This window comes from Empedobacter sp. UBA2044 (assembly GCF_002333005.1).
GTDB lineage: Bacteria > Bacteroidota > Bacteroidia > Flavobacteriales > Weeksellaceae > Empedobacter > Empedobacter falsenii_B.
The window spans coordinates 39,705-65,532 of record NZ_DDBA01000037.1 but is presented as its reverse complement, the minus strand read 5'-3'; the positions used below and the strand labels follow the sequence as shown (position 1 = coordinate 65,532).

At 32.8% G+C, this 25,828-nt stretch carries 24 protein-coding genes, 7 tRNA genes and 2 riboswitches; of the genes, 7 read left to right on the top strand and 24 right to left on the bottom strand.

Going from position 1 to position 25,828, the window contains the following annotated elements:
• Window positions 1-85 precede the first annotated feature (85 nt).
• The gene (locus B4E59_RS06780) at window positions 86-988 is read left to right on the top strand and encodes a ketopantoate reductase family protein (protein WP_125349990.1); all 903 of its coding nucleotides are present in this window, start codon (window positions 86-88) and stop codon (window positions 986-988) included.
• A gap of 36 nt (window positions 989-1,024) precedes the next feature.
• Here B4E59_RS06780 and B4E59_RS06775 read toward each other — a convergent pair whose 3' ends face one another.
• From B4E59_RS06775 to B4E59_RS06720, 12 genes are all read right to left on the bottom strand, one after another.
• Window positions 1,025-1,939, bottom strand: a complete 915-nt coding sequence (locus tag B4E59_RS06775; protein ID WP_291052196.1) for a hypothetical protein — start codon at window positions 1,937-1,939, stop codon at window positions 1,025-1,027.
• A 47-nt stretch (window positions 1,940-1,986) separates the two neighbouring features.
• Window positions 1,987-2,061 (bottom strand) — tRNA-Pro (locus B4E59_RS06770).
• A gap of 22 nt (window positions 2,062-2,083) precedes the next feature.
• Window positions 2,084-2,167, bottom strand: a tRNA-Ser gene (locus B4E59_RS06765).
• Between the two features lie 19 nt (window positions 2,168-2,186).
• A tRNA-Arg gene (locus B4E59_RS06760) sits at window positions 2,187-2,260 on the bottom strand.
• 24 nt (window positions 2,261-2,284) lie between these two features.
• Window positions 2,285-2,359 (bottom strand) — tRNA-Pro (locus B4E59_RS06755).
• Between the two features lie 51 nt (window positions 2,360-2,410).
• Window positions 2,411-2,485: transfer RNA gene (locus B4E59_RS06750), tRNA-Pro, on the bottom strand.
• Window positions 2,486-2,545: 60 nt separating this feature from the next.
• Window positions 2,546-3,730 carry a tryptophan synthase subunit beta gene (gene trpB / locus B4E59_RS06745; protein WP_291052193.1) on the bottom strand — a complete coding sequence of 395 codons (1,185 nt, stop codon included), beginning with the start codon at window positions 3,728-3,730 and terminating at the stop codon, window positions 2,546-2,548.
• 12 nt (window positions 3,731-3,742) lie between these two features.
• Entirely contained in the window at window positions 3,743-4,414 is a 672-nt protein-coding gene (locus tag B4E59_RS06740) for a phosphoribosylanthranilate isomerase (RefSeq protein WP_125349945.1), read from the bottom strand.
• On the bottom strand, window positions 4,411-5,196 hold the full coding sequence (trpC, locus tag B4E59_RS06735; RefSeq protein WP_125349946.1) for an indole-3-glycerol phosphate synthase TrpC: 786 nt from the start codon (window positions 5,194-5,196) through the stop codon (window positions 4,411-4,413). The genes B4E59_RS06740 and trpC overlap by 4 nt, the downstream gene beginning before the upstream one ends.
• A complete protein-coding gene (gene trpD, locus B4E59_RS06730) occupies window positions 5,193-6,179 on the bottom strand; it encodes an anthranilate phosphoribosyltransferase (protein ID WP_125349947.1) in 987 nt (328 codons plus the stop codon). Before trpD ends, trpC begins: the two co-directional genes overlap by 4 nt.
• A gap of 4 nt (window positions 6,180-6,183) precedes the next feature.
• Window positions 6,184-6,747: an anthranilate synthase component II gene (locus B4E59_RS06725; protein ID WP_125349948.1), complete on the bottom strand. Its 564-nt coding sequence runs from the start codon at window positions 6,745-6,747 to the stop codon at window positions 6,184-6,186.
• Window positions 6,748-6,750: 3 nt separating this feature from the next.
• Entirely contained in the window at window positions 6,751-8,145 is a 1,395-nt protein-coding gene (locus B4E59_RS06720) for an anthranilate synthase component I family protein (RefSeq protein WP_219033919.1), read from the bottom strand.
• A 253-nt stretch (window positions 8,146-8,398) separates the two neighbouring features.
• On the opposite strand from B4E59_RS06720, the gene B4E59_RS06715 reads away from it, so the two are divergent.
• The gene (locus B4E59_RS06715) at window positions 8,399-9,175 is read left to right on the top strand and encodes an enoyl-CoA hydratase/isomerase family protein (protein WP_219033920.1); all 777 of its coding nucleotides are present in this window, start codon (window positions 8,399-8,401) and stop codon (window positions 9,173-9,175) included.
• A gap of 73 nt (window positions 9,176-9,248) precedes the next feature.
• Here the strand turns inward: B4E59_RS06715 and trxA are convergent, their stop codons facing one another.
• The 5 genes from trxA to B4E59_RS06690 form a co-directional block, all read right to left on the bottom strand.
• Window positions 9,249-9,605 (bottom strand): thioredoxin, encoded by a 357-nt coding sequence (gene trxA / locus B4E59_RS06710; RefSeq protein ID WP_291047899.1) that lies wholly within the window; start codon window positions 9,603-9,605, stop codon window positions 9,249-9,251.
• Window positions 9,606-9,839: 234 nt separating this feature from the next.
• Entirely contained in the window at window positions 9,840-10,475 is a 636-nt protein-coding gene (locus B4E59_RS06705) for a suppressor of fused domain protein (RefSeq protein ID WP_291047902.1), read from the bottom strand.
• A gap of 83 nt (window positions 10,476-10,558) precedes the next feature.
• Window positions 10,559-10,631, bottom strand: a tRNA-Met gene (locus tag B4E59_RS06700).
• Between the two features lie 6 nt (window positions 10,632-10,637).
• Window positions 10,638-10,710 (bottom strand) — tRNA-Met (locus B4E59_RS06695).
• 149 nt (window positions 10,711-10,859) lie between these two features.
• On the bottom strand, window positions 10,860-12,011 hold the full coding sequence (locus tag B4E59_RS06690; protein ID WP_291052190.1) for an LOG family protein: 1,152 nt from the start codon (window positions 12,009-12,011) through the stop codon (window positions 10,860-10,862).
• Window positions 12,012-12,137: 126 nt separating this feature from the next.
• Window positions 12,138-12,225: riboswitch (adenosylcobalamin-variant (AdoCbl-variant) riboswitch) on the top strand.
• 129 nt (window positions 12,226-12,354) lie between these two features.
• Here B4E59_RS06690 and B4E59_RS06685 point away from each other — a divergent pair.
• Window positions 12,355-12,768, top strand: coding sequence for an acyl-CoA thioesterase (locus B4E59_RS06685; RefSeq protein WP_114998110.1), 414 nt, complete (start codon window positions 12,355-12,357; stop codon window positions 12,766-12,768).
• Window positions 12,769-12,887: 119 nt separating this feature from the next.
• On the top strand, window positions 12,888-14,264 hold the full coding sequence (gene tnaA / locus B4E59_RS06680) for a tryptophanase TnaA (RefSeq protein WP_114998113.1): 1,377 nt from the start codon (window positions 12,888-12,890) through the stop codon (window positions 14,262-14,264).
• 40 nt (window positions 14,265-14,304) lie between these two features.
• Here tnaA and B4E59_RS06675 read toward each other — a convergent pair whose 3' ends face one another.
• The 5 genes from B4E59_RS06675 to B4E59_RS06655 form a co-directional block, all read right to left on the bottom strand.
• A complete protein-coding gene (locus B4E59_RS06675; RefSeq protein ID WP_291052185.1) occupies window positions 14,305-15,738 on the bottom strand; it encodes a M28 family peptidase in 1,434 nt (477 codons plus the stop codon).
• Window positions 15,739-15,863: 125 nt separating this feature from the next.
• Complete coding sequence (locus B4E59_RS06670) at window positions 15,864-16,346, bottom strand: inorganic diphosphatase (protein ID WP_038336778.1); 483 nt, start codon at window positions 16,344-16,346, stop codon at window positions 15,864-15,866.
• 30 nt (window positions 16,347-16,376) lie between these two features.
• A complete protein-coding gene (locus B4E59_RS06665) occupies window positions 16,377-18,914 on the bottom strand; it encodes a DUF5686 family protein (protein ID WP_291052180.1) in 2,538 nt (845 codons plus the stop codon).
• Window positions 18,915-18,992: 78 nt separating this feature from the next.
• Window positions 18,993-19,970: a pyruvate dehydrogenase complex E1 component subunit beta gene (locus B4E59_RS06660; RefSeq protein ID WP_114998120.1), complete on the bottom strand. Its 978-nt coding sequence runs from the start codon at window positions 19,968-19,970 to the stop codon at window positions 18,993-18,995.
• A 158-nt stretch (window positions 19,971-20,128) separates the two neighbouring features.
• The gene (locus B4E59_RS06655; RefSeq protein ID WP_291047924.1) at window positions 20,129-20,371 is read right to left on the bottom strand and encodes a TM2 domain-containing protein; all 243 of its coding nucleotides are present in this window, start codon (window positions 20,369-20,371) and stop codon (window positions 20,129-20,131) included.
• Between the two features lie 174 nt (window positions 20,372-20,545).
• A riboswitch (cobalamin riboswitch) is annotated at window positions 20,546-20,688 on the top strand.
• Between the two features lie 34 nt (window positions 20,689-20,722).
• On the opposite strand from B4E59_RS06655, the gene B4E59_RS06650 reads away from it, so the two are divergent.
• Together B4E59_RS06650 and B4E59_RS06645 are read left to right on the top strand one after the other, a co-directional pair.
• Window positions 20,723-22,531 (top strand): TonB-dependent receptor plug domain-containing protein, encoded by a 1,809-nt coding sequence (locus B4E59_RS06650; protein ID WP_291047928.1) that lies wholly within the window; start codon window positions 20,723-20,725, stop codon window positions 22,529-22,531.
• Window positions 22,532-22,537: 6 nt separating this feature from the next.
• Complete coding sequence (locus B4E59_RS06645; protein ID WP_280049930.1) at window positions 22,538-23,614, top strand: DUF5074 domain-containing protein; 1,077 nt, start codon at window positions 22,538-22,540, stop codon at window positions 23,612-23,614.
• A 36-nt stretch (window positions 23,615-23,650) separates the two neighbouring features.
• Here the strand turns inward: B4E59_RS06645 and B4E59_RS06640 are convergent, their stop codons facing one another.
• Window positions 23,651-24,556, bottom strand: coding sequence for an EamA family transporter (locus B4E59_RS06640; protein WP_291047932.1), 906 nt, complete (start codon window positions 24,554-24,556; stop codon window positions 23,651-23,653).
• A 77-nt stretch (window positions 24,557-24,633) separates the two neighbouring features.
• On the opposite strand from B4E59_RS06640, the gene B4E59_RS06635 reads away from it, so the two are divergent.
• Window positions 24,634-25,074 (top strand): nucleoside deaminase, encoded by a 441-nt coding sequence (locus B4E59_RS06635; RefSeq protein WP_115001927.1) that lies wholly within the window; start codon window positions 24,634-24,636, stop codon window positions 25,072-25,074.
• Here B4E59_RS06635 and B4E59_RS06630 read toward each other — a convergent pair.
• On the bottom strand, window positions 25,071-25,817 hold the full coding sequence (locus B4E59_RS06630; protein ID WP_291052177.1) for an alpha/beta fold hydrolase: 747 nt from the start codon (window positions 25,815-25,817) through the stop codon (window positions 25,071-25,073). The genes B4E59_RS06635 and B4E59_RS06630 overlap by 4 nt on opposite strands.
• Window positions 25,818-25,828: the final 11 nt, after the last annotated feature.

The window sequence follows — 25,828 nt, the reverse complement described above, 5'->3', positions numbered from 1 at the left end:
AACCGAAATATTAAATTTTTTCAAAGACTTTAATTCGTAAATGTTGTAGATTTTATTTTAAATTTATCTTCTAAATAACAAAAAAATGAAATCAATTTATTTTCTTGGATTGGGAGCTTTAGGAGCAAAATATGCAGCGAGTTTTTATGAATATAATCCAGAAATTGTAAGTGTAATTGTAGATGAGGAGCGAAAAAATCGATACGAAAAATCGCAAATTTTTGTGAATGATAAAGCGTATGATTTTAATTATGTCACAAAAATCGAGGAGAATAATTATCCAGATTATATATTTTTAGTCGTTAAAAGTTCACATTTACAGCAAGCGATAGAAGATATGAAGCCTTTTGTTGGTGAAAACACAATGATTGTAAGTTTGATGAACGGAATTTCTTCTGAACGTGTTTTGGCAGATCATTTTGGATGGGATCGTGTGGTGAATGCAGTTGCATATATGGATGCTGTAAAAGTTGATAATCGCGTGACGTTTTCGAGTATAGGAAAAATTATTTTTGGGAAAATGGATTCAATTAATCATGATAAATTAGTCGATTTACATGAATTGATGAATGTTGCTGAAATTCCAAATCAATTATCGGATGATATTCAGAAAGCGCAGTGGGCGAAATATTTGGTAAATGTTGTCGGAAATCAATTGACGTTTTTGTTGGAGTTTCCATATGGACAATTTCGTACCAATCAACATCTCGAGGTTTTAATGGATATGATTTCTAATGAAGTTCTTGCAGTTGGGAATGCACATGGAGTTGCAATTGGTCAAGAAGAAGTGGATCGAATGAAATCTACGATGAAAATTGTGGATGAATTTGGTAAAACTTCGATGTTACAAGATCGCGAAGCAAAACGATATTCGGAAGTGGATGAATTTGCAGGCGAAATTATCAGTTTAGGAAAACAATATAATATTCCGACACCTTACAACGAGTTCATTTATAATATGGTAAAATCAATCGAAGAAACATATTAAAATAGTCATAAAGTCATTCAATTTTGGATGACTTTTTTATTTGAAATCAATCGCTTTTGGATAAGCAACTTTCTGAATAATATAAATCGATAGCATAAAAAATATACTCATGATTAATGTTGCAACAGGTAAATATTTTATCGAGTCAGAAGGTAAAATCATTGGTAAAATAACCATTGCAAAAGCAGGAGGTAAGCGTAAATCTGTTAATTTCAAAATAAACATTACGATAATCAAATCGATCAAGCCAATGATTAACCAATTATCAAGATAATGCATTGTTAAACAACCAGCCATTGTAGCCATGAACATTACAAGAATACGTTTTAGACGTACGGTTAATTTTAATGTTGGATTATTTAAAGATTCAAAAGAAATTACGATAATAGGTGGAATAGCAGAGAAATGTGCAAAACCGCTAAAATAAAAAGCTGTAAACCAAACTACACATAATCCGATTAACCATCTGTTATGGCTTGTATAAATCATTGGAACCGCATTTTCAGTTGGTTTTAGTTTGAATATTTTTATTGATAGAAAAAGTAAAAAGACAAATAGAAATATCGCATATAGAAATACAAAAGATTCTGTATTTGTAACAATTGGTAATAATCCCGTAGCTAATGCTGGCGCAAGTTGACTTTTAAAAATTTTCAAGACAATTAACATTGCAACCAATACCAATGCTAATTTGAATGATAATATAATCGGTAAAAAATTAATCCCAAATCCTAAAATAGCAGTTATGGATGGAAGTAAAAAAATATGAAATGGTCGTTGTAGCCATTTATTTTCTCGAAACGTTAAAATTCCGACAGATAATGCAGCAACTTCTGGTAAAATAATTTCTTTATCATCATAAATCATTGCTGTTCCAATCATGATTAAAATAAATAGAAAAGCGACAGAGTATGAGACAAAAGATTCTTTATTACCTAAGATAGATTTCATGAAATAAATGTATAAAAAAAACCTTTGCAAATATACAAAGGTTTTTGTCGGGGTGGCAGGATTCGAACCTGCGACCTCCTGCTCCCAAAGCAGGCGCGATGACCGGGCTACGCTACACCCCGATTCGGTCATTCAAAAAAAATGCGGAGAGACAGGGACTCGAACCCTGGCATCGGTTTCCCGATGACAGATTAGCAATCTGCTCCATTACCGCTCTGGCACCTCTCCTGGTTTTTAATAAAACGTGTGATCCAGTCAGGATTCGAACCTGAGACCTACTGCTTAGAAGGCAGTTGCTCTATCCAGCTGAGCTACTGGACCGATCCAAAAATTCATTGAATTTTGTCGGGGTGGCAGGATTCGAACCTGCGACCTCCTGCTCCCAAAGCAGGCGCGATGACCGGGCTACGCTACACCCCGATTCGGTCATTCTTTTACGATAAATCTTTCTATTTTCGGATGAAAATTTTGTCGGGGTGGCAGGATTCGAACCTGCGACCTCCTGCTCCCAAAGCAGGCGCGATGACCGGGCTACGCTACACCCCGATAGATTTCATTATCGTGGGTGCAAATGTAAGGTGATTTTTGAAAATTAACCAAATATTTTTAAGAATATTTTTCGGAAACTTTCATATATGTTTCTAAATCTTTATCTCCTCTTCCTGAAAGATTCAGAATCACAATGTCTTGCGGTTTAAAATTAATTTTTTCTAAAGCAGCTAAAGCGTGAGAAGATTCTAATGCAGGAATGATTCCTTCCTCTTTTGTCAACATAAAAGCAGCTTCCAAGGCTTCATCATCTGTTGCATTTAAGAATTCAGCACGTCCAGTTTTGAACAAATGCGCATGTAAAGGACCAACGCCAGGATAATCTAATCCAGCCGAAATTGAATAAGGTTCAACAATTTGTCCATCTTTATCTTGCATCAATAATGTTCGACTTCCGTGAATAATTCCTTCTGTTCCTTTGATAGTTGTAGCAGCAGTTTCTCCAGATTCTACGCCCAAACCTGCCGCTTCAACCGCGATTAATTTGACAGAATCATCATTTAAAAAATGATAAAAAGCTCCCGCAGCATTACTTCCGCCACCAACACAAGCAATCACGTAATCAGGATTTTCTTTCCCATATTTCTCTTTCATTTGTGCTTTAATTTCTTCTGAAATAATCGCTTGGAATTTCGTTACCATTGCTGGATAAGGATGAGGACCAACTACAGAACCAATGATGTAAAAAGTTTCAGGATTATTGATCCAATAACGAATCGCTTCATTTGTTGCATCTTTCAAGGTTTTACTTCCTGAGGTTGCTGGAATAACTTCTGCACCTAACATTTTCATTCGTGCAACATTTGGTGCTTGACGAGCAATGTCAATTTCTCCCATAAAAACGATACATTCTAATCCCATCAACGCACAAACAGTAGCAGTTGCAACACCATGTTGTCCAGCACCAGTTTCGGCAATAATTTTGGTTTTACCCATTCGTTTTGCTAAAAGAGCTTGACCAATCGCATTATTGATTTTATGTGCACCTGTATGATTCAAATCTTCACGCTTTAATAAAATATTGGTGTTATATCTTTTTGAAAGATTTGGTGCAAAATACAATGGACTTGGTCGACCAACGTAATCTTTTAATAACAAATTAAATTCATTTTTGAATTCGTCTGTATCGATATATTGTGCTAAAGCTTCAGATAATTCATCACAATTATGATGTAATAACTCTGGGATAAATGCTCCTCCAAATTCACCATAAAAACCTCTTTCGTCAACTTCGTATTTCATTTTGTTTCTTTTTTAATTTTGTTCAATTCGTCCATCAATTGTATCGATAAACTGTTTTACTTCGTCAGTTTTTTTTATTCCTGGTGCTGACTCAAAACCACTATTGATATCAAATCCAATACATTTCGGATGCTGAAAATTTTTCAAGATAAATGCATCTTCAAGTGTTATTCCGCCACTTAATAAAAAGGGTATTGATAACTGATAATTTGTTAACAATTGCCAATCAAATTTCTTTCCAGTTCCTCCGTAATTATTTGATTTTGTATCGAAAACAAAACTATCAATAACTTGTTGATAAGTGGTTAATTGTTGAAAATCTTCAATCGATTTTATGCCAACGGCTTTCCAAATTTTAAAGTCTAAAAAGTTTTCATCAGTTAATAATCGTTGATGTTTTTGATTGATTAATTCTTCACAAAAGTCAGCTGTTTCATCACCATGTAATTGGACAACATCTAATTTATATTCTTCAACTTTTTCGAGAATTTTCTCGACTGATTCATTCACGAAAACGCCAACTTTTTCTGCATTCGGAAAAACTTCAAAAATAGATTCGTCTTCTACAAATCTTTTTGATTTTGGATAGAAAATAAAGCCTACATAATCGGGTTCGATTGCTGCAATTTCTTTAAAATTTTCGATGTTATTATTTCCGCAAACCTTTACTTGAAAACGTTTCATTTTGATTCTTTTACAAATTGCTCAAATGCTTGAGATGGATTATCTGCTTTCATAAAATTTTCACCAATTAAAAATGCCTGAAATCCAGCTTGTCTTAATTCTTTTACTGTTTTAGGATCAGAAATTCCACTTTCCGCAACTTTAATTAAATCGGTTGGTAATTGTTTCAAGATTTGTTTTGATTTTTCAATATCAACTTCGAAATTTTTCAAATTACGATTGTTAATTCCAATCAAATCAATGAATTCATTTACCTTTTCTAATTGATCTTCTGAATGTAATTCCAATAAAACTTCTAATCCAATTCCCTTAGCAGTTTTAGCTAAATTATAGACTTCGTCTTTTGTTAAACATTCTGCAATTAATAACATCAAATCTGCACCAATCGCTTTTGTTTCGTACACTTGAAATTCATCAACAATAAAATCTTTACGCAAAACAGGAATATTCAACACTTCTTTTGCTTGTTTTAAATCATCAAAACTTCCGCCAAAAAATTGCTCATCTGTTAAAACAGAAACGACAGAAGCACCAAACTTTTCGTAACCGGAAACAACTTCTTTTACATTTGCGTCTTTGTTAATAAAACCTTTCGATGGTGATTTTCGCTTAAATTCTGCAATAATTCCAGATTTTAATTTATCTAAAATTGAAGCTTTTGTAGATTTAACAGGAAGCAAAAAATTTTCTGAATTTCTAAAACTTTCTATTGATTGAGTTTTCTGTTTTTCTAAAATTTCAATACGTTTTTGCGCGACAATTTCGTCTAATATCGTTTTCATGGTTTCATTAATTTTTGGAATACATTCAATGCTTTTTTACTGTCTAAACTTTCGTTCGCAATTGCTACACATTCGATTAAATCTTTGGTTGGATAAATTGTTTTAAGCGCTAAAGCAGCATTTGCTAAAACAACTTCTTTTTGTGCTTTAGTTGAATTTCCTTCTAAAACGCTCAAAAATATTTTTGAATTTTCTTCGATTGATTTTCCTCCTTTTATCTCATCAGGTTGAAGAATATTTAAACCAAAATCTTTACTTTCTAAAACAAATTCCCCCGAATTATTGAACACTTTTGTAGGCGATGTCAACGAAACTTCATCATAACCAGCCAACGCAGTCGAAATCGAATATTTCACGCCCGAATTTTGCATCACATAATGATATAATCGAGCAGTTTTGACATCATATGTTCCTAAATTTTGAAATTCTGGTTGAACAGGATTCACCAAAGGCCCCATTAAATTGAAAAATGTTTTTATCGCCAAACCTTTTCTAATCGGAGCAACTTTCGCTAAAGCCGGATGAAAGAGTGGCGCATGTAAAAATGTAATTCCAACTTCTTCGAACTCACGTTTTAATTTATCTTGATTAACAGAAAATTCGTAACCAAAATTATCCAACATATTCGAAGAACCGCTTACAGACGACGTTCCGTAATTTCCTTGTTTAATAATTTTCTCTCCAGCTCCAGCCAAGACAAAACAACTCAATGTCGAAATATTAAAAGTGTCTTTTCCGTCACCGCCCGTTCCTACAACATCAATCGCTTGCTTTGGTAAATTAACTTTGATGCATAAATCTAACAACGCTCGACGATATCCTTTTAATTCTTCCAACGTAATGTTACGCATATTAAAAATGGTCATAAATGAAGCTAATTCGACAGCCGAATATTTTTCTTCCGAAATTTCCACCATAATTTGATAGGCTTCATTTTCGCTCAAAGTATAATTTTCGAATAATAAATTTAATAATTTTTTCATCGTTTTAAGCTTCTAACCAATTCTTAATCATCTCATCTCCAAGTGGTGTTAAAATAGATTCTGGATGAAACTGAACACCGCGAACATCATACGTTTTGTGACGTAAAGCCATCACTTCTCCTTTTGGACCAACTGCTGTAATTTCTAATTCTTCAGGAAAATCTTCATTTGAAACTACCCAAGAATGGTAACGTCCAACTTCTAATTTTTTTGGTAAATTTTGGAATAACACTTCGTCTTTTATTACTTCAATTTTAGATTCAACTCCGTGAAAAACTTCTTGTGTATTTAATAATTTCCCTCCAAAAACTTCTCCAATTGCTTGTTGTCCTAAACAAACGCCAAAAATAGATTTTGTTGAAGCATATTTCTCGATGATTGGTTTCAATAAATTGGCTTCATCAGGAACTCCTGGACCTGGAGAAAGTAATATTTTATCATAATTATTCACATCTTCCAAAGTAATTCCATCATTGCGAACAACGGTAATATCATCGGCGAATTTCTTTAATGAATGCACTAAATTATAGGTGAACGAATCGTAATTATCGATAACTAAAATTTTCATAGTTTATAGGTTTTGAGCGATTTCTATTGAGCGACGAAGCGCTCCTAATTTATGATTGACTTCTTGTAATTCATTTTCTTCGACCGATTTGGAAACAACTCCAGCACCAGCCTGAAAATATAAGGTATTTTGTTTGCTGACGAACGTACGAATCGCAATCGCCATGTTGATGTCACCGTTGAATCCTAAATATCCAATTCCGCCACCATAAACGCCACGATTTTGATTTTCGTAACCGTCTAATAATTCCATTGCTTTGAATTTTGGTGCGCCAGAAAGTGTTCCAGCCGGAAAAGAGTCTGCAAAAACTTTCATCGTATTTACGCTTGGATCCAATTGAGCAGTTACTTTTGAAACCATGTGAATCACATGCGAGAAATACTGAATTTCTTTGTATTGTGCGACTTTTACATCAGCAGAATTTCGACTTAAATCATTGCGAGCCAAATCGACCAACATCACATGCTCTTCATTTTCTTTTGGGTCAGCAATTAATTTTTCGGTCAATTCTTTGTCCAAAGTTGGACTTCCAGTTCTGCGAACTGTTCCTGCAATAGGATGAATTTCTGCATGATTATTATTAATGATAATTTGCGCTTCTGGTGAAGATCCGAAGATTTTATAATTTCCGTAATCGAAATAAAACAAATAGGGCGAAGGATTTACAGAGCGTAAAATGCGGTAAACATTAAATTCGTCACCCGAAAATTTTTGTTTGAATTGACGAGAAGGAACAATTTGGAAAACATCTCCACGGAAACAAGATTGTTTACATTTTGTCACCATTTCTTTGAATTCATCATCTGTTAAATTCGATTGAATTTCACTTTCTACATTAAATGGATATTCAACAATTGATTTGTTATGAACAACACTTTTAATTTCAGAAAATTTAGAATCTATTTCATCATTTTGAAATTCGATGAATTGAATTTCATTGTGAAAATGATTGAACACCACAATATTTTGATAGAACGAATACGAAAATTCTGGAATCGTTGCTTCGTTTCCTTTTGCTGAAAATTTTACTGTTTCAAAATGTGGAATCGCATCCCACGCAATGTATCCAAATAAACCATTTACAGGTAAATCTTCTCCATTTTGAATCATAAACTGACTTGTAAATTTTTTGAATTTCTCTGTCAATTCTTGACCATTCAACGCATATTCTTTTGTTTCTCCATTCGCATACGTTTCATTCACAATTCCGTTTGTAACCTTAAAAGTTGCGATCGGATTTAGACAAATAAAAGAGTTAGCATCTGTCTTAGAATGATAGTCAGAACTCTCTAATAATAAGGCATTCGGATAAATATCTCGCAATTTCAAATAAAGCTGAACAGGAGTTGTTAAATCGGCTAAAACAGTTTCTTTCTGTATGTTAAAAGTTAAATTCATTTGTTAAATATTTAGGTTTAGAGCACAAAAAAAGGCTTGTCGGTTACGACAAGCCTTTTCTACATATAACTGCATAGAGGTCTTACGAACCAACGTTTTGTTGTTCGATATTCCACCACCAGTTATTTGTAAATAATGTTTTCATTGGGACAAATTTAGGAAGGATTTTGAATTGTACAAATTATTTTTTGATAAATTTTTTAGTTGAGTGAACAATTGATATTTTTGAGTGAATAATAAAAACACAAACAAAATGGAATATAATTATAACAATCTGATTGTTGAAGTAGAAAATAAAATTGCATTAGTTACCTTAAATCGTCCGCAAGCATTAAATGCATTGAACAAAGATTTATTAGATGATATTTCAAACTTTTTTACAGACGCAGATTCTGATCCCGCTATTCGAGTAATTATTTTAACAGGTTCTGGTGAAAAATCTTTCGTTGCTGGTGCTGATATCAAAGAATTTGCAAGTTTTGATGGTCGTCAAGGTGAAAAATTAGCTGCAAAAGGACAAGAAAATGTTTTTGATAAAATTGAAAATTCTAAAAAACCTGTAATCGCCGCAGTGAATGGTTTTGCTTTAGGAGGTGGTTTAGAATTAGCGATGGCGTCTCATTTTCGTATAGCATCAACCAATGCAAAATTAGGATTACCAGAGGTTACATTAGGTTTGATTCCAGGTTATGGAGGAACGCAACGTTTGCCAAAATTAATTGGAAAAGGTCGTGCAATGCAGGCAATTATGACAGCAGATATGTTTACAGCTGAACGCGCGTATGAAATTGGTTTAGTGAATGAAGTTGTTGAGCAAGCTGAATTAATTGATCGAGCAAAAGAAATTGCGACTAAAATTTCAAAAAATTCTTCTGTAGCGATTCGTCACGCGATTCGAGCGATTAATGCGTCAGATAAAGACAATGGTTTTGAAGTTGAAATTGAAAGTTTCGGAAATTTATTTGACGAAGAAGATTTCAAAGAAGGAACAACTGCTTTTGTTGAGAAAAGAAAACCTAATTTTAAGTAAATTTACATAAGCAAAAAAATCCGCTCAATGAGCGGATTTTTTAATCGACTTTGGCTGCAAAGCAAACCTATTTTTAAATATATTTTTTGATTTCTGCCACCAATTGTTCTTTTGGCCTTGCTCCACTTTGTTTCCATAATAATTCACCATTTTTGAAAATAGCAAAAGTCGGAACTCCTTGCACTTGATGTCGTGCAGCTAAATCTTGATATTTATCAACATCCACTTTTAGGATTTTGACATCACCTCCCAATTCTTCTTTCACTTGTTGCAAAATTGGCCCCATCATTTGACAAGGACCACACCAAGTTGCAAAAAAATCTAACAAAACTGGTTTATCTGAATTAATAATTTCTTCAAAAGTCATCGTTTTTGATTCTTCTTGGTTATTTGATTGATTTTTATTTCGGTTGAATAAATTTTTAAACATCTTTATTTTTTCTTCTTAAATATACTAAAAAAGCACTTCCGAAGAAGTGCTTCATAATTAGTTTTACTAATTATTAACCTAACCTATGAAAAATTTATTCTACTGTTAGTGCTACTAACATTTAGATATAATCAAAACAAATACCAATTTTAAAATACTGACAATCTGTTTTTTACATTTAACATAATTTAAGAAATAGGCTAACACAAATATGTTTTATTTTAAAAATTTCTACTATAATTCACACACAAATTTTGGATTAACTGACTTTATTTCAGCTATCACTGACATTATTTCTTCTTTGGTTGAATTCTCTTCCAATCTTTTCAATTGTTCCGAATTCAAACCAATCATTTGTATAAATATCACTTTACCATGAGGCGTATCAATTTCATCTAAATCATCATCCTTGATAAAAGCCAAACCAACAATATCCGTTTCCGAATCTGTACGAATTGGACCTCCTAATGGTAAAAACTGGTATTCATCAAACCAAACTTTTGTTTCGTTCACGAATCGCCCCAAATTATTCATTAATTGAACTACCCAAAAAGGGTCTTCACCATTATCATCTTTAACAGGTTTCACGCGGAAAGAAAACTCAAATCCCCATTTACTAAAATCTGCACCTACACTCTCTTCCGAATAGTATAAATGTGACATTCCGTAACTTACCAAATGATAATAACCATTGACATCAAAAATCGCAACACCGTCAATTGGATCATCTCCGCCCTGAAAAGACATCACTTGCGGCGAATAAAAACGAGGCTCTAAAGTCCCATAAACTTCTTTTAAGCGATTTTCGATTGCAATTGCACCAACGGCTTGATCTGATTTATATTGTTTTTTGTATTCTTCTAAATTCATGATGCAAAAATAGTTTATCCAATATTAATTCTCAGTTAAAGACATAAAAAAAGAGAGCTTCTTGTTAGAAACTCTCTTTATAGTAGCGAGGACCGGACTCGAACCGATGACCTTCGGGTTATGAGCCCGACGAGCTACCTACTGCTCCACCTCGCGATTTAGTAGCGAGAACAGGACTCGAACCTGTGACCTTCGGGTTATGAGCCCGACGAGCTACCTACTGCTCCATCTCGCGTTATTGGACTGCAAATATACGTTCATTATTTAAAATACCAAACATTTTTCGAAATTATTTTATTTTATTCGGACAAAAAACAAATAAAAACCACATAAAACACTACACTAAAGCAAGTTATTCAGTTTTAAATATTTTAAAAATATTCCTTAATTAACTTTAATTGGTTGATGATTTTCGATAAAATCGATTGCTAAATCTGCATTATCTGTTAAAAATAGTAACTCCTTATATGCTCGTCCTGTTGCCAATTGATGCAAAACTGAATAAATCGCCGTATCTTCTACATATCTTTTCTTACTCAAAAAAATCATTGGACTATAATATCCTGAAGTTCCGTAATGATTTTGAGCTGCTTCCTGAAAAATTTCTTGGGTTGTTCCTGCACTTCCAGGCGCATAAACCAAACCGAACAAGCTAATTGTTAACAACATATCTTCTCTGATACTATTTGAAAAATATTTTGCAATATTCGTGGCAAATAAATTACTTGGTTCATGACCATAAAACCACGTAGGAATTGCCAAACTTTCAGCACCATTTGGATAGATTTCTAAAACTTTTTTAGCATTCGTCATAAAATTCTTCGCCAAATATTCAGTTTTATCTTCATCAATAAAGTCTAAATCAGCCAAAATATGAATTGCATTCATCAAATCTTCATCCGAATAATTTGCCATATAAGCTCCTAGATTAGCAGCCTCCATAATTCCAGGCCCTCCACCAGAAACAACAAAATACCCTTTTTCAGTTGCTAATTTCGCCGCTTTTGCCGTTTCATTATAAAACTCAGAATTACGCGCAGTAGAATGTCCCCCCATAAAGCCAACCACTTTTTTCTTCGTCATTCCATTATCATCATATTTCAAAATTCGACGCAAACCATCATCAATAGACAAATCATGTAAGCGTTGTGCCAAAGCTTCTGAAACAGACGGATTATATTTATGTTTTTTAAAATGTTTATAGATTTTAAGATCGATACTTTGGTCATTATCTGGATTATAACCTTCCATCAGCTCTTGCCAAGTGTATAATTTTCCACGATAAGGATTATAAGGAACTGATTCAAATTTTGGATAAACAAATGCTCCTTTTTCAATTAAATAGATCGCTTCGTGTTGTTTAAACTTACAACCCAAAAACGATGTATTGCATAAATTATATTCTTCCCAATTAATTTCTTGACGCAAAAAATTAATATCTTGAACTACTTTATCGGTTAAATCTTTGGTTTGAGAAACTAATTCATTCCATTCTGATAGATTATGAACTAAATCTTTGATTGGTTTTATTTTCATTCTTTTTTCTTACTTCATTAAAAATTCGTAAAATGAATTTACACGAATTATTCCAAACCAACGAATTCGGCACAATAAATCTGCTAATTTTCATTTTTCTAATTTATATTTGCATCAAATTCGTGCTCAACTTATTGGGGAATCGTGTGCAATTCACGAACTGTCGCGCAACTGTGAATCAATATTTTTGATAAGTCAGAATGCCACTAATTGAGTTAATAATTAGTCAAAAACTTTCGCGAAAAAAGTAAAAATTATGTTCTATGAAATCATCAAACCACCACAAAAAAACATTATCAACTCAAAAAATAATGAAGAAAAGTAACGTGTAAATATTATGATAATGGAAGTGGAAAAAACACCAAGAGAAGAGTTGATCGAACAACGTATCATCAATTCTGAAACTCGCATTTTCAAAGCTGTTTTTCCAGGAGATACAAACCACCACAACACAATGTTTGGAGGGTCAGTAATGTATTTGATGGATGAAATTGCTTTTATGACAGCAACTCGTTTTTGTCGCAAACCTATTGTTACGGTAAGTAGTGACAAAATTGATTTTAAACACTCAATTCCAGCAGGAACTATCGTAGAAATGGTAGGAAAAGTGGTACGTGTAGGACGTTCAAGTTTGGATGTACAAATTGACGTTTTTATCGAAAGTATGTATCGTGACGGACGTGATAAAGCGATTTCTGGAACGTTTACATTAGTTGCAATTAACGAAAACAAACGACCAGTTCCTGTTATTGACTAACACGAGCTATAGAAAATTTTTAATCCTTTATCTTTTTGATAGAGGATTTTTTTATGATTTTCAATTAATAATTGATAATATTCTAAAGGTTTCTTAGTTTTACATTAAACACAAGAAAAATGGAATTACCTTTTGCCGAACCATTTCGTATAAAAATGGTCGAAGAAATTTATCAATCTACTCGAGAAGAACGCGAAAAGTGGATCGAAGAAAAAGATTACAACCTATTTAACCTAGAAAGCCACAAAGTATTTATTGATTTATTAACTGATTCTGGAACTGGAGCAATGTCTGATAAACAGTGGTCTGCAATGATGACTGGAGACGAAAGCTACGCTGGTTCTCAATCTTTCTTAAAACTGAGAGAAACCATTAATACCATTACTGGATTTGAGTTTCTTTTACCAACGCATCAAGGTCGTGCAGCAGAAAACGTATTATTTTCAGCTCTTGTAAAAGAAGGTCATGTTGTTCCTGGAAATTCGCATTTTGATACAACAAAAGGTCATATCGAATTTAGAAAAGCGCACGCAATTGATTGTACTATTGATGAGGCTTTTGACAGCGAATTGATTCATCCTTTCAAAGGAAATATCGATTTACAAAAATTAGAAAATGTCTACAAAGAATATGGGAAAGAACAAATTCCATTCACATTAATCACTGTTACGTGTAATTCTTCTGGTGGTCAACCTGTGTCTATAGAAAATATTCGTCAAGTTCGTGAATTGTCTAATCAATATGGAATTCCAGTCTTTTTTGATGGCGCTCGTTTTGCGGAAAATGCTTATTTCATCAAAGAAAGAGAAGAAGAATTCAAAACGGAAACGATTAAAGAAATTGTTTTAGAAATGTTTTCTTACGGAGATGGAATGACGATGTCTGCGAAAAAGGATGGTTTGGTAAATATTGGTGGATTTATTGCACTGAATAATGAAGAGCTATATAAAATTTGTGGAAATTTTGGAATTATCTATGAAGGATATTTAAGTTATGGCGGTTTAGCTGGACGCGATTTAGCCGCTTTAGCACAAGGTTTACAAGAATCTACAGAATATTCTTATTTACAATCGCGCATCAAACAAATTGAATATTTAGGGAATAAATTAATTGAATTTGGGATTCCAATTCAGCAGCCAATTGGTGGACACGCTATTTTTGTTGATGCTGTAAAGTTTTTACCAAATGTAACGCGCGAAGAATTTCCTGCACAAACATTGGGAATCGAATTGTACAAAGAAGCTGGAATTCGTGGTGTAGAAATCGGAACTATTTTGGCAGATCGTGATCCTAAAACACGTGAAAATCGTTATCCAAAATTAGAATTATTGCGTTTAGCAATTCCAAGAAGAACTTATTTCCAAAGTCATATGGATTATATCGCGGTTGCGTTGAAAAATATTTTTGATCGACGAAACGAAATTAATTCTGGTTATGAAATTTCGTGGGAATCTGAAATTTTAAGACATTTCACTGTAAAATTGAAAAAGAAATAAATAAAAAATCCTTCAGAAATTCTGAAGGATTTTTTTGATATTACCATCTCCAATCGCCCGAAATACGAAGTGGAGTTTCTAAATTTCCTTTGATTAAGGCTTCTTTTACTTCTTGCTCGTTCCAACGTTTTGAAGGAATTTCTTTCAAATTACTCAAACGATACAACAAATAGGTTTCCAAAATCACATTATTTTTCAAACCAATTTCTTCTACATAATCAAATGTATCGCAATTCGCGTGGTAACAATTTAACGCTCCTTTTGTAAATTGACTATCCGAAAGCCCAATAATAGGCACGCCTTGCAACATAAACGGTTGATGATCTGAATGTAAATCTACACTCGCAAATGTTTTCAATTTAAAATCTGGAATTACTTTTTGCACATCATTCGCATAATCAGTTAAAATAGGTAAATTACTTTCCATTGTCGAATAATAAGACTTTGGATTTGTTGTCATATCCATATTCGACATTGCTTTGATTTGATTGATAGAACCATCTTTCAGCGCTCGATTGACGTAATATTTAGAACCTATCAAACCAACTTCTTCGCCCATAAATAAAACAAATTCTATTGTTCGATCATTTTGAAGATTTAACTTCTTATATGTTCTCGCAATATCCATCACAGAAAAGCTTCCAACACCATTATCAATCGCTCCTGTAGCCAAATCCCAACTATCTAAATGCCCTCCAAGAATTATTTTCTCATTTGGAAATTTAGAACCGATTTTCTTTGCAATAATGTTGCGACCTTTCATTTGTCCAACATCATTTTTCATTTCGATTTTAGCAATTTCTTTTCCTTTTGATAGATTTTCTTTGATTTTCAATCCATCTTCTAAACTGATGTTAATTGCAGGAATTTTAATAATTTCTCCCGTTACAGAGGCCGTTCCTGTCAATAGAATTCCTCCAGCAGGGCGATTAAACAAGATAATTCCTTTTGCTCCGTACTTTTCTGCTAAAGCTGTTTTTTCGGAACGATGTAGATTTTCGATTTCTTTTGGCGTTCCATCCAACAAACCAAGCGTAGCAAAAACAATTTTTCCTTTTACTTTATCACCAATCTTTTTGTAATCTTCTTCAAGTCCATTTCCCAAATCAATCAATTCTCCCGAAAGACTAACATTTGCTGGCGAATGCGCCAAAGCAACGGCTTTTATAGGTTGATTATTGATTTTTAAATCTAAACTTTTACGATTCCATCCGCTAAATGTAAATTCTTGAAAAGACACATCATAACCATACGAACGCAACAAATTGGCCGCATATTCTTCTGCTATTCGTCCATTTTCTGTTCCTGTAGCGCGATGTCCAATTGTTTCGGTTGCTTTTTTTAATTGTTGATAAGCTTCAGAATTCTGTTGTACTTCTTTGTTAATCAACTCTAAAACTTGTTGATTAGTTTGAGCAGATAAACTCATGGTTGTAGAGATTAAACCTAGTGTTAATAAAAATTTCGATTTCATGTGTGAGTATTTCTATAAACTTAAAAATGTTTTTGGAAATAGTTGATAGAATGGGAGGAAAATTTAATCAAAAAAAATAGTCCTCAAAAAATGAGGACTATTTATATGAAATTATAAATTATTTCTTAGTGAGCTGGTACGAAACGCTCTCTTGCATCTTGCAACAATTGTTCTGCTTCTGCTTTATCACCGTACCCTTCAATTGTTGTTGTCTTATTTTCTAAGTCTTTATACACTCTGAAAAAGTGCTCAACTTCTTTCAATGTATGAGGATTCATATCAGTGATGTTTTCTAATTGGTTCCATGTTGGATCAGCAACTGGTACACAAATTAATTTTTCATCTTGTCCTTTGTCATCAGACATTTTAAGAACACCGATTGTTTTTACTTCGATTACACATCCAGGAACAGTAGGTTCTGTTAAGAAAACTAATACGTCAATTGGATCTCCGTCTAATCCTAATGTATTTTCTACGAAACCGTAATCAGCTGGGTAGAACATTGGAGAGTATAAAACACGATCAAAACGGATTCTTCCTGTTTCGTGATCCATTTCATATTTATTGCGAGATCCTCTTGGGATTTCAATGATTGCATCAAAAGTCATTGTAATATTCTTTTTTTTATTATGTATTTTCTAAAAATTCCAATCTAAACCGATTGTGATGCCAAATTTACGAACATCTGGCAAATTATTATAATTTCCGCGCCAATTAAAATCAACACGTATTGGTCTAATGTTTCCAAAACCAATGTTTTCGATCCCAAACCCGTATTCGTAGTAGATTTGTTGATTTGGTGCAAAATATTCTATTGTCGAACGATTAATAGCTTTACTTTTCTCAGAAATGTCTCCGTAAGCCGCTCTCAAGAATCCAACTTCTCTTAATTTTAATTTTTTGATTAACGGAACTTTGTTCAAAATCCAACCGTTAAAATGATGTTCCCAGTTCATCGTTACATATTCGTCTGTTACAAATTCATAATAATCTAATTGTGAAAATGTACCATAAACTTGTCCGTAACTCTCATTTCCAGGTAACGCACTCATTAATGATAAAGGAACACCTTGAAATGTTTTTCCTGCTTCTACAGTTACCAATGATTTACCAAAAGATCCAATCAAAATTGGTTGTGTATATAAAAATTGTAATTTATCATATTCAAAATCTGAATTAATTACACCTTTCAATCCTTTTGTATAGCGCAACATTAACGTGGGTGCAAGTGTTGTCATTTCGTAACGATCAATCCCGTATTGCGAATATTTTGCACCTGGACGAGCAATTACCGAAACACTTACACTTGAATTTGTTAAAGTTTCTTTAATCTGACCGTTTTTTTCATATCCAATCGAAAAATGTACTGCATCAGCTGGTTTTATCAATTGATAATTTCCATCAACACGAAACGTTACATTCTTCCAAGGCTCTATCGACGCATACACATTTGTCAAATTATTGTTACTCAAAAATGTATTATCTCCTTGATTGATGATTGATGACGAAGCAAAACTACGGGTCATAATTCCGTCAGAAGCCGTTAACGTTGCAGCCAATTGTTCTACATCACGTTTTGTTCCGATACCGACTTGAAAACGATTATATTTATTGAACATGTAACGAAAATCTGCTCCATATTTGAATTTATCATCTCGAAAACCATATGCCAAGAAACCTTGCGCACGCCACATATCATTTTGCGAAAAATATGTACGAGCTCCAGCTCTCAAACGGAATCCTTCGATTTGGTTGTATCCAAAAGATGAATATAAATTCCCGATATCAATTGCATTTCCGACATTGTAATATCCAGAACCAAAAATCTCGATTGCTTTCACAATATTATTGAATTTTGGTACTTTATTTAATTGCTCTAATGTTTCGTAAATACCTTCTTGATCTTTCGTTAAAGCTTCAGGACGATTTTCTGTCCAAAACTGATTATCTTTTTCGTTAAGCGCAGCTTTTGCTGGATCTAATTTCTCGTAATAAAAAGCTTCGGGATGTGTTGTATCGAAATCGTAATTGTAATAATTCACCGTTTTATGCGCAAAAATTCCTTTCGCACTTTCCTTTTTACTCAACAACGACATATCCAACATCGCATATTCTTTTTTCGGATAGAAAATAGAATCGTTTGGAATATCATATTCTAGATTCATGAAAATATTACGCACAAAATTCACGTTCATTTCTTTCGTCGTTTCCATCACAACCTCTTTCACCGCATAAGCATCTTTCGAAATATATAATTCTCCTTTAAATGTCAATTCACCTTCGCGACGTGGATAATATTTGATTCGATAAGATTCTATTCCATCTACATCAATAGTATCTTTCAATTCGTAATCATAAACCGCGAAACCATCTGTAGCAATTGGACTCACAAATTTAATATCTAAAATATTGACACGATTATCATAAATATCAATATCACGGAAAAGATTTTTTACCGTAGAAGCCACCACTTCATTTTTCTCGAAACCTGATGTTTTATTTGCAATTAATTCTCGACGTTCTTTTGTAGAAGGTTTATTAATTCCTGCAACATTGTAAATTGACTCATTCAAGAAAGCTGGTAAATATGTTTTTCCATTAATAGAAGAAGTATCTACTTTCTCGAAAACAAACTCCATTCCTTTAAAAATCTTACGTTTCATAAAAGTAGAATCGATATTACTAATATCAAATTGCAACTTTTCGTATTCATCATATTGGTAATGTGGTGCTAATTTTAGCCCATTTTTCTTTTTACGTTTCCATACTTCACGCAAAATAGCATAAGCTGGATTTTCTTTCTTTTTAAGACGTTTTTTCTTTACCGAAACAACCGCAGTTTGTAAATCTACCGTTCCGTCATCTTCTTCTGAAGTATTGTCTTCTGCTAAAAATAATTGAGCAATAAAATTATAATCAATTTTATTTTCAATTACATAATCAGACGTTTCATATCCATTTTTTGATACAACAATTTTATTTGTATTCGAACTAGATTCGATATAAAAAGTGCCATCAGAGTTTGATGTTGCACTTACTTTAAGTTCTGGTAAACGAATATCTGCGTAAGGAATAGGCTTCTGAGTTTCAGAATCGATTACCTTTCCTTGAATTTTTACTTGCGCGTGCACAGACGCTAAAACAACTATAAAAAAAGCTGTTATATAACTTTTCATCAATAAGATTTGGTTAAAAAAAAATAAAGTCTAGCAAAATGTATGCTAGACTTTACAAATATAGTTTATAAATCTTAATTATTTATACATCACAGCTTTTACAGCTTCAACTACATCTTTTGCATTAGGAATCCAAGTCTCATACAAGTTTGGAGCATAAGGTGCTGATGTATCTTTTGTTGTGATACGTTTGATTGGTGCATCTAAATAATCGAATGCTTTTTGTTGAACCATATACGTAATTTCTGAAGCAACTGAAGCGAAAGGCCAAGCTTCTTCTAAAACTACTAAACGATTTGTTTTCTTAACAGATTTGAAAATTGTATCGTAATCTAATGGACGAACTGTACGTAAGTCAATTACTTCTACAGAAATTCCTTCTTTAGCTAATTCATCAGCAGCAATGTAAGCTTGCTTAATGATTTTCCCGAAAGAAACTAACGTTACATCTGTACCTTCACGTTTGATTTCTGCTTTACCAATTTCGATTGTGTATTCTTCATCTGGCATTTCCATTTTATCTCCATACATCTGTTCAGATTCCATGAAAATTACTGGATCGTTATCACGAATTGCAGATTTTAATAAACCTTTTGCATCATAAGGATTTGAAGGAACAATTACTTTAAGACCTGGTACATTTGCATACCAATTCTCAAAAGCTTGTGAGTGTGTTGCACCTAATTGTCCTGCAGAAGCAGTAGGTCCTCTAAATACAATTGGACAGTTGAATTGTCCTCCTGACATTTGATAAATTTTTGCAGCGTTATTGATAATTTGGTCAATAGACACTAATGAAAAGTTGAATGTCATGTATTCTACGATTGGGCGACATCCCGTCATTGTAGATCCAATTGCGATTCCAGAAAAACCAGCCTCTGCGATTGGCGCATCAATTACACGTTCTGCTCCAAATTCGTCTAACATTCCTTTCGAAGCTTTGTACGCTCCGTTGTATTCTGCTACTTCTTCTCCAATTAAAAATATAGATTCATCGCGACGCATTTCTTCACTCATTGCCTCTGCGATTACTTCTCTAAATGTTTTTATAGCCATTTTATGCGATTTCGTTCTTTATTATATTTTTTCCTAAAGCAAATGTAATAAAAAACTTGCGAATTATTTAAAACGAATTCATTCAATAAAAAAATCCCAAAATAATCTAAAGTTATTTTGGGATCGAAAAATATTTAAAAAAGAATGTAATCTCTATTTTAGAACCAGCCTTTGTGACCTTCTACATATGTTTTATCAAACTCTTCGTCAGATTTAGTCAAATAAATAATCCCTTCAATAAATCCAATAAGTCCAGCAAATCCAAATGTTACAAAAGTGGCAATAATTTGAATAACTCCTTCTTTTGTATATCCTAAATAGAATTTATGAATTCCTAAATATCCTACTAAAATTCCAGCAATGATTTTTTTCTCTGATTTGTACGGCTGATTGTTTTCCATCGTTTTTAAAGTTTAAATAATAATTGTTTTTGTTGGTTACAAATTTAATTTGTCCATCATTCTTAAAAATCACTAGATATAATGATTTTGAATACTGTACAAATAAAATAAATCTGATCTTAATTTAAGGTTAACGATTTAACAATCTACTTTTTATAAAATCAATTGCTTTTCTTTACATTTGCATAAAATGGTGCTCAACGAGTGAGTTAAAAGGGAATTTGGTTCAATTCCAAAACTGTCCCCGCAACTGTAAATTCTAACATACTTTTTGTAAAAGAATAAGTCAGGAAACCTGCCATTGCTAACAAATTAATAGAAAATGTTTTCGGAGGAAAAACAGATTTTAATATGAAAAAACTTTTTCTTTGTTTTAATCTTATCGCTGGAATTGCTTTTGCACAGACGGATACCATCAATTTGAAACCTTTGATTTTGAACGATGCTTTTCTTAAAAATCATTACAAATCTCAAAGTATTATCAAACTTAATGATAGTATTTTAGAGCAAAATCCTAATCAACTGACGCAAGTTTTACAAGCGCAAACGCCAATTTATTTTAAAGAAAATGGACGAGGAATGGTTTCTTCGCCTTCGTTTCGTGGAACTTTAGCTTCGCATACAGCGGTAATTTGGAACGGAATAAATGTCAATTCGCAAACAACAGGACAAACGGATTTTAATTTATTTGCAAGTAATTCGTTTGACGGAATTTTAGTGAAACCAGGAGGCGGAAGTATTGCGTATGGAACAGGTTCTATCGGCGGTACAATTCATTTGTTGAATAAATTTGAGTATGACAAAGGTTTACAGCAAAAAATAAATTTAGGATACGGAAGTTACGATACATGGTCGGGAAAATATCAATTGAAATATAGTACAGAAAAATTTAGTTCTTCAATCGATTACGAACGAAATCAATCTGATAATGATTATAAAATTCCGAATCACATGAAGAAGAATTTGAACGGAAAATATTATTTCAATACAATTAATGGAAATTTTGGCTATAAAATTAATCCTGAAAACGAATTGAAACTTTATTCAATGATCAATTTTGGGAAGCGCGAATTTCCTTTAGTTGACATTGGTTCAACGCCTTCTGGGTACGAAAATAAGGATTATCGTTTGATGACAGAATGGAATTTCAATCCAAATGAAAAGTGGCTATCGCAGTTAAAATTGGCATATATCCGAGAAGAAAACAGTTATTTCAACAATATTCACAAATCTTATTCGGACGATTTACAGGTGGATAATTATGTTTTAAAATATTATCTGAATCATCAATTGACTAATAATTTCGAGCTTTCATTTTTATCTGAAGCTAATTATAATCAAGGAAGTGGAAATAATTTGAATAAAAGCGATCAAAACTCAATCAATTTTGCCTTAATCGCGAAGCATAAATTATCAGATGTTTTGGAATACGAAGCGAGTATTCGTCAAGATTTTTCTGATACGTACCAAAATCCATTTATTTATTCATTGGGTTTTAATTTTCGTCCGATTCATTCGTATCAATTGAGAGGAAATGTTTCGAAAAATTTCAGAAATCCAACCTACAATGATTTATTTTGGAAAACTGGTGGAAATCCAGATTTGAAATCAGAATCAGCTTATCAATTTGAACTTGGAAATGATTTTATCAACAAAAATTTAAACATTCAAACCAATATTTTTTATAATAAGTTGAGTGATATGATTCAATGGATTCCGAGTTCGCAAAACACTTCTTATTGGGTTCCTGTGAACATCAACAAAGCTGAAACCTATGGTTTTGAAATGATTGGAAGCTACAAATGGAATGCATTTAGTTTCAATACAACTTATGCATACACCAAAACAAAAGATAAATTTAAAAATAAGGAATTGATGTATTCCCCAAATCATAAATGGACGGCGAGCGCACAATACACTTACAAACGTTTATCTGCTTTTCTACAAAATATTTATACAAGTAAAGTTTTTACCGATTCGGAAGAAGAAAGAACACTTGATGGTTTTTGGCTAACGAATTTAGGTTTAAATTTTACGATTTCACCACTTTATAGCGTTTCTATGAGTGTGAATAATGTGTTTAACCAAGAATATCAAACGCAAGAAAATCGTTGGCAACCCGGCACAAATTATAACATACAAATACAAATAAAATTTTAAAAAACTATGACTAAATTTAAATCAATCGCACTTATAGCCTTGGCAGGAGTATTTTTACAATCTTGTTCAAATGACGATGATGGGCCAAATAATGATCCTGAAAAAGGAAACTACTCGAAAGGAGTTTTTATTTTGAATGAAGGAGGTTTCAATTCAGCTAACGCAGAAATCACTTATTTTGATCCAACAAAAGATGTAAGTACAACAAATCCTATTCAAGAAATTTTCAAGACTGCGAACGCTGGTGCACAATTGGGTTCTGTAGGACAAAGCATGTATTTCAAAGGAAACAAAGCTTATATTGTTCTTAATGTTTCTAATAAAGTAGAAGTTGTAGACAACACAACTTTCAAAAAAATTAGTACAATTCCATCATCAGATAATATGAGCAACCCTCGTTATATCGTTTCTGATGATCAATTTTTGTATATCTCAAACTGGGGAGATCCTAATGTAACGACAGATGATTTTATTGCAAAATACAAAATCAGTGATTTAACATTTGTAGAAAAATATAAAGTAGATGAAGGTCCAGAAAAAATGATTCTTGACAATAACAAACTTTATGTTGCACAAAAAGGTGGCTGGGGAACAGGTAAAACAGTTACAATTATTGACCTTAAAACAAATGATAAAAAAAGTATAAATGTTGGTGATGTTCCGACAGATTTAACAATTCAAAACGGAAATTTATTTGTGCTTTCTCAAGGTGTTAATTGGGGAACTACTACAAAAGGAAAATTGGTTCGTTATAATTTAACTTCAGAAGATAAATTAGAAATGAATTTTCCTGATGGACAACATCCTAATTTCTTAGTTGCGGAGAATAGTAAATTGTATTACATCGTTAATAATTCTGTTTATTCTATGGCTACAAATGCAACAGCTTTGCCTACAAAAGCAGATTACATAACAGGTGCTGATAGTGTATATGGTTTCTATGTAAAAGGTGATACTTTTTATGTTTTAGACGCAAAAGATTACAATTCTAATGGACGATTATTAATTCAGAATGCACAAGGAGGTCTTAAAAATCCAGCAATTACAACTGGAGTTTCACCAAATTCTGTTTACATCAAATAATATTTCCTGAAAAATCAACATAAAAATATCTGAAGTTTAAACTTCAGATTTTTTTATGTTTTTCATTTTGAAAATTGTTTGTGAATTAAACCCTACAATCGCGAGTAAAATCAAACTATAACCGATCATTTGCATTAGAGAAACGGCTTCTTTGTAATAGAAAATTGCTAAAACAAAATTCATAATTGGATTCAAATAAATTAAAATTCCAACAGTTGAAGAGTCAATTCCTTTTAAAGCAAAATTGTTTAAGAACATTGGAATGATAGTGAACAAAATCACAATCATCATGATACATTGATAGAAAATTGTTTCGGTCGGAATTGGTCCTGAAAAGATGAAAACCAATGGTAACATCAGAATGGCTACAATTAATAATTGTGTCATCAACAAATTGAAACTATCAAAAACATTCAAACTTCTCTGAATAATGATATAGAGTGCAAATGTACAAGCTACAATCAAACTATAAACCAAGTCTATAAGATGACCTATAGAAATAACCAAACATGCTAAAAGACTAATACCAACTGCAATCCATTTTATTTTGGTCAAATGTTCTTTCAGAATAATGAAAGCCAAAACGGTAGTAATAATCGGGCAAACCAAGTACGAAAGCGATGCTGCTTGTACGCTAATATGATTCATCACGATAATAAACATCAACCAATTCGTCATCAAAATCAATGATCCGCCAACAATTAAACTTACTAATTTTTTCTGTTTCTTTTTATCAAATGATTTGAATAAATCATAATCAGCTTTCATCTTATTACGTCGAAATCCAACATTAATGACCACTAAAAAGAAAACGGAAACATACAATCTGAAAAATAGAATATCCAAAGGTGGATAACCGGCGATCGGTTTCAATCCGAAACTAAAAAATCCCCACATAAAGTAGGTTATAATGGCTGCAATGATATATTTTGATTGATTCATAAAAGAGGCATCAATTTGTACAAATGTATCGAATATCCAATTTGGAAATGATTATTTTTGCCTTAAATTTTATAGAAATGGAAAATCTTTTTACAGACGAATATTTTATGCGAATCGCCTTTAACGAAGCGGTTACAGCTTTCGAGCGAGACGAAATTCCAGTTGGAGCTGTGATTGTTTGCAACAACAAAATTATCGCGAAAGCACATAATCTAACGGAAACATTGACTGATGTTACAGCGCACGCAGAAATGCAAGCCATTACGTCTGCAGCAAATTATTTAGGTGGAAAGTACTTACAAGATTGCACATTGTATGTAACCTTAGAACCTTGTGTGATGTGCGGCGGAGCATTGTATTGGAGCCAAATCTCGAAAGTGGTTTATGGTGCTTCGGATGAAAAACGCGGTTTTAAAGCAAAAATTGGCGAATTACATCCAAAAACTGAAATTGTTTCGGGAATTATGGAAGAGAAATGCGGTCAATTGATGAAAGAATTTTTCCAACGTAAGCGCTAAATTGATTTCAAAATCGATAAAACCTCATCATAATTTTCTATAAAAGCCATGTGTCCGCCATCAAATTTGTACAAATGAATATTAGGTAAATTTGGAATTAAGATTAAAAATAATTCAGGATTAACTGTTTCATCATTCATTCCAACAATAATATAAATTCCACCTTTGAAATCATACAAAATCGACGAACGATCTGGACGCTGTCGCATTCCTTTCAAAGCTGCACAAACACCTTCAATTGGAGTTTTTAAAGCAATTTCTTTTACAAATTTCAACTCATCTTTGAATTGATCTCGATGATGCGCTGCAAATAAAGTAGGCATACTAAAACTCACCAACGCATTGAAATTTTTACGAGCAGTTTCACACGCTTTCAAACGTTGATTTTTCTTCGCTTCATCATCTGGTAAAGTCGAGGAGTTAATCAAAACAATATTTTCTACACGCTCTGGAAAAAGGTCAGCCAACGCGCACGCTACATAACCACCCATCGAATGCCCAATAAAAGTTGCTTTTTCTAGATTTAATTCATCCAAAACCTCAATCACTTTTTCTGCCATTTCTTCCATCGTATTTACCTTTTGCGAATTTTCAGAATTTCCATGACCAGGCAAATCAATTGTAATAATTTGCGCTTCTTTCTCAAGATTTTTTCGTAAATTATTCCAAATTAAATGACTCTCTAAGAAACCGTGTAAAAACACCAAGGGTTTACCGTTTCCAATATTTTCGTAATACAACATATAGTTTGGTT

What these genes read in the sequence shown, in the direction of transcription:
- trpD (WP_125349947.1), bottom strand. Translation starts at nt 6,179, where the DNA reads ATGAAAAAATTATTAAATTTATTATTCGAAAATTATACTTTGAGCGAA.
- B4E59_RS06780 (WP_125349990.1), top strand. Translation starts at nt 86, where the DNA reads ATGAAATCAATTTATTTTCTTGGATTGGGAGCTTTAGGAGCAAAATAT.
- B4E59_RS06655 (WP_291047924.1), bottom strand. Translation starts at nt 20,371, where the DNA reads ATGGAAAACAATCAGCCGTACAAATCAGAGAAAAAAATCATTGCTGGA.
- B4E59_RS06690 (WP_291052190.1), bottom strand. Translation starts at nt 12,011, where the DNA reads ATGAAAATAAAACCAATCAAAGATTTAGTTCATAATCTATCAGAATGG.
- B4E59_RS06650 (WP_291047928.1), top strand. Translation starts at nt 20,723, where the DNA reads ATGAAAAAACTTTTTCTTTGTTTTAATCTTATCGCTGGAATTGCTTTT.
- B4E59_RS06705 (WP_291047902.1), bottom strand. Translation starts at nt 10,475, where the DNA reads ATGAATTTAGAAGAATACAAAAAACAATATAAATCAGATCAAGCCGTT.
- B4E59_RS06720 (WP_219033919.1), bottom strand. Translation starts at nt 8,145, where the DNA reads ATGAATTTAACTTTTAACATACAGAAAGAAACTGTTTTAGCCGATTTA.
- trpC (WP_125349946.1), bottom strand. Translation starts at nt 5,196, where the DNA reads ATGAAAACGATATTAGACGAAATTGTCGCGCAAAAACGTATTGAAATT.
- trpB (WP_291052193.1), bottom strand. Translation starts at nt 3,730, where the DNA reads ATGAAATACGAAGTTGACGAAAGAGGTTTTTATGGTGAATTTGGAGGA.
- B4E59_RS06635 (WP_115001927.1), top strand. Translation starts at nt 24,634, where the DNA reads ATGGAAAATCTTTTTACAGACGAATATTTTATGCGAATCGCCTTTAAC.
- trxA (WP_291047899.1), bottom strand. Translation starts at nt 9,605, where the DNA reads ATGTTTAAAAATTTATTCAACCGAAATAAAAATCAATCAAATAACCAA.
- B4E59_RS06660 (WP_114998120.1), bottom strand. Translation starts at nt 19,970, where the DNA reads ATGGCTATAAAAACATTTAGAGAAGTAATCGCAGAGGCAATGAGTGAA.
- B4E59_RS06675 (WP_291052185.1), bottom strand. Translation starts at nt 15,738, where the DNA reads ATGAAATCGAAATTTTTATTAACACTAGGTTTAATCTCTACAACCATG.
- B4E59_RS06685 (WP_114998110.1), top strand. Translation starts at nt 12,355, where the DNA reads ATGGAAGTGGAAAAAACACCAAGAGAAGAGTTGATCGAACAACGTATC.
- B4E59_RS06630 (WP_291052177.1), bottom strand. Translation starts at nt 25,817, where the DNA reads ATGTTGTATTACGAAAATATTGGAAACGGTAAACCCTTGGTGTTTTTA.
- B4E59_RS06725 (WP_125349948.1), bottom strand. Translation starts at nt 6,747, where the DNA reads ATGAAAATTTTAGTTATCGATAATTACGATTCGTTCACCTATAATTTA.
- B4E59_RS06715 (WP_219033920.1), top strand. Translation starts at nt 8,399, where the DNA reads ATGGAATATAATTATAACAATCTGATTGTTGAAGTAGAAAATAAAATT.
- B4E59_RS06775 (WP_291052196.1), bottom strand. Translation starts at nt 1,939, where the DNA reads ATGAAATCTATCTTAGGTAATAAAGAATCTTTTGTCTCATACTCTGTC.
- B4E59_RS06740 (WP_125349945.1), bottom strand. Translation starts at nt 4,414, where the DNA reads ATGAAACGTTTTCAAGTAAAGGTTTGCGGAAATAATAACATCGAAAAT.
- tnaA (WP_114998113.1), top strand. Translation starts at nt 12,888, where the DNA reads ATGGAATTACCTTTTGCCGAACCATTTCGTATAAAAATGGTCGAAGAA.
- B4E59_RS06640 (WP_291047932.1), bottom strand. Translation starts at nt 24,556, where the DNA reads ATGAATCAATCAAAATATATCATTGCAGCCATTATAACCTACTTTATG.
- B4E59_RS06665 (WP_291052180.1), bottom strand. Translation starts at nt 18,914, where the DNA reads ATGAAAAGTTATATAACAGCTTTTTTTATAGTTGTTTTAGCGTCTGTG.
- B4E59_RS06645 (WP_280049930.1), top strand. Translation starts at nt 22,538, where the DNA reads ATGACTAAATTTAAATCAATCGCACTTATAGCCTTGGCAGGAGTATTT.
- B4E59_RS06670 (WP_038336778.1), bottom strand. Translation starts at nt 16,346, where the DNA reads ATGACTTTTGATGCAATCATTGAAATCCCAAGAGGATCTCGCAATAAA.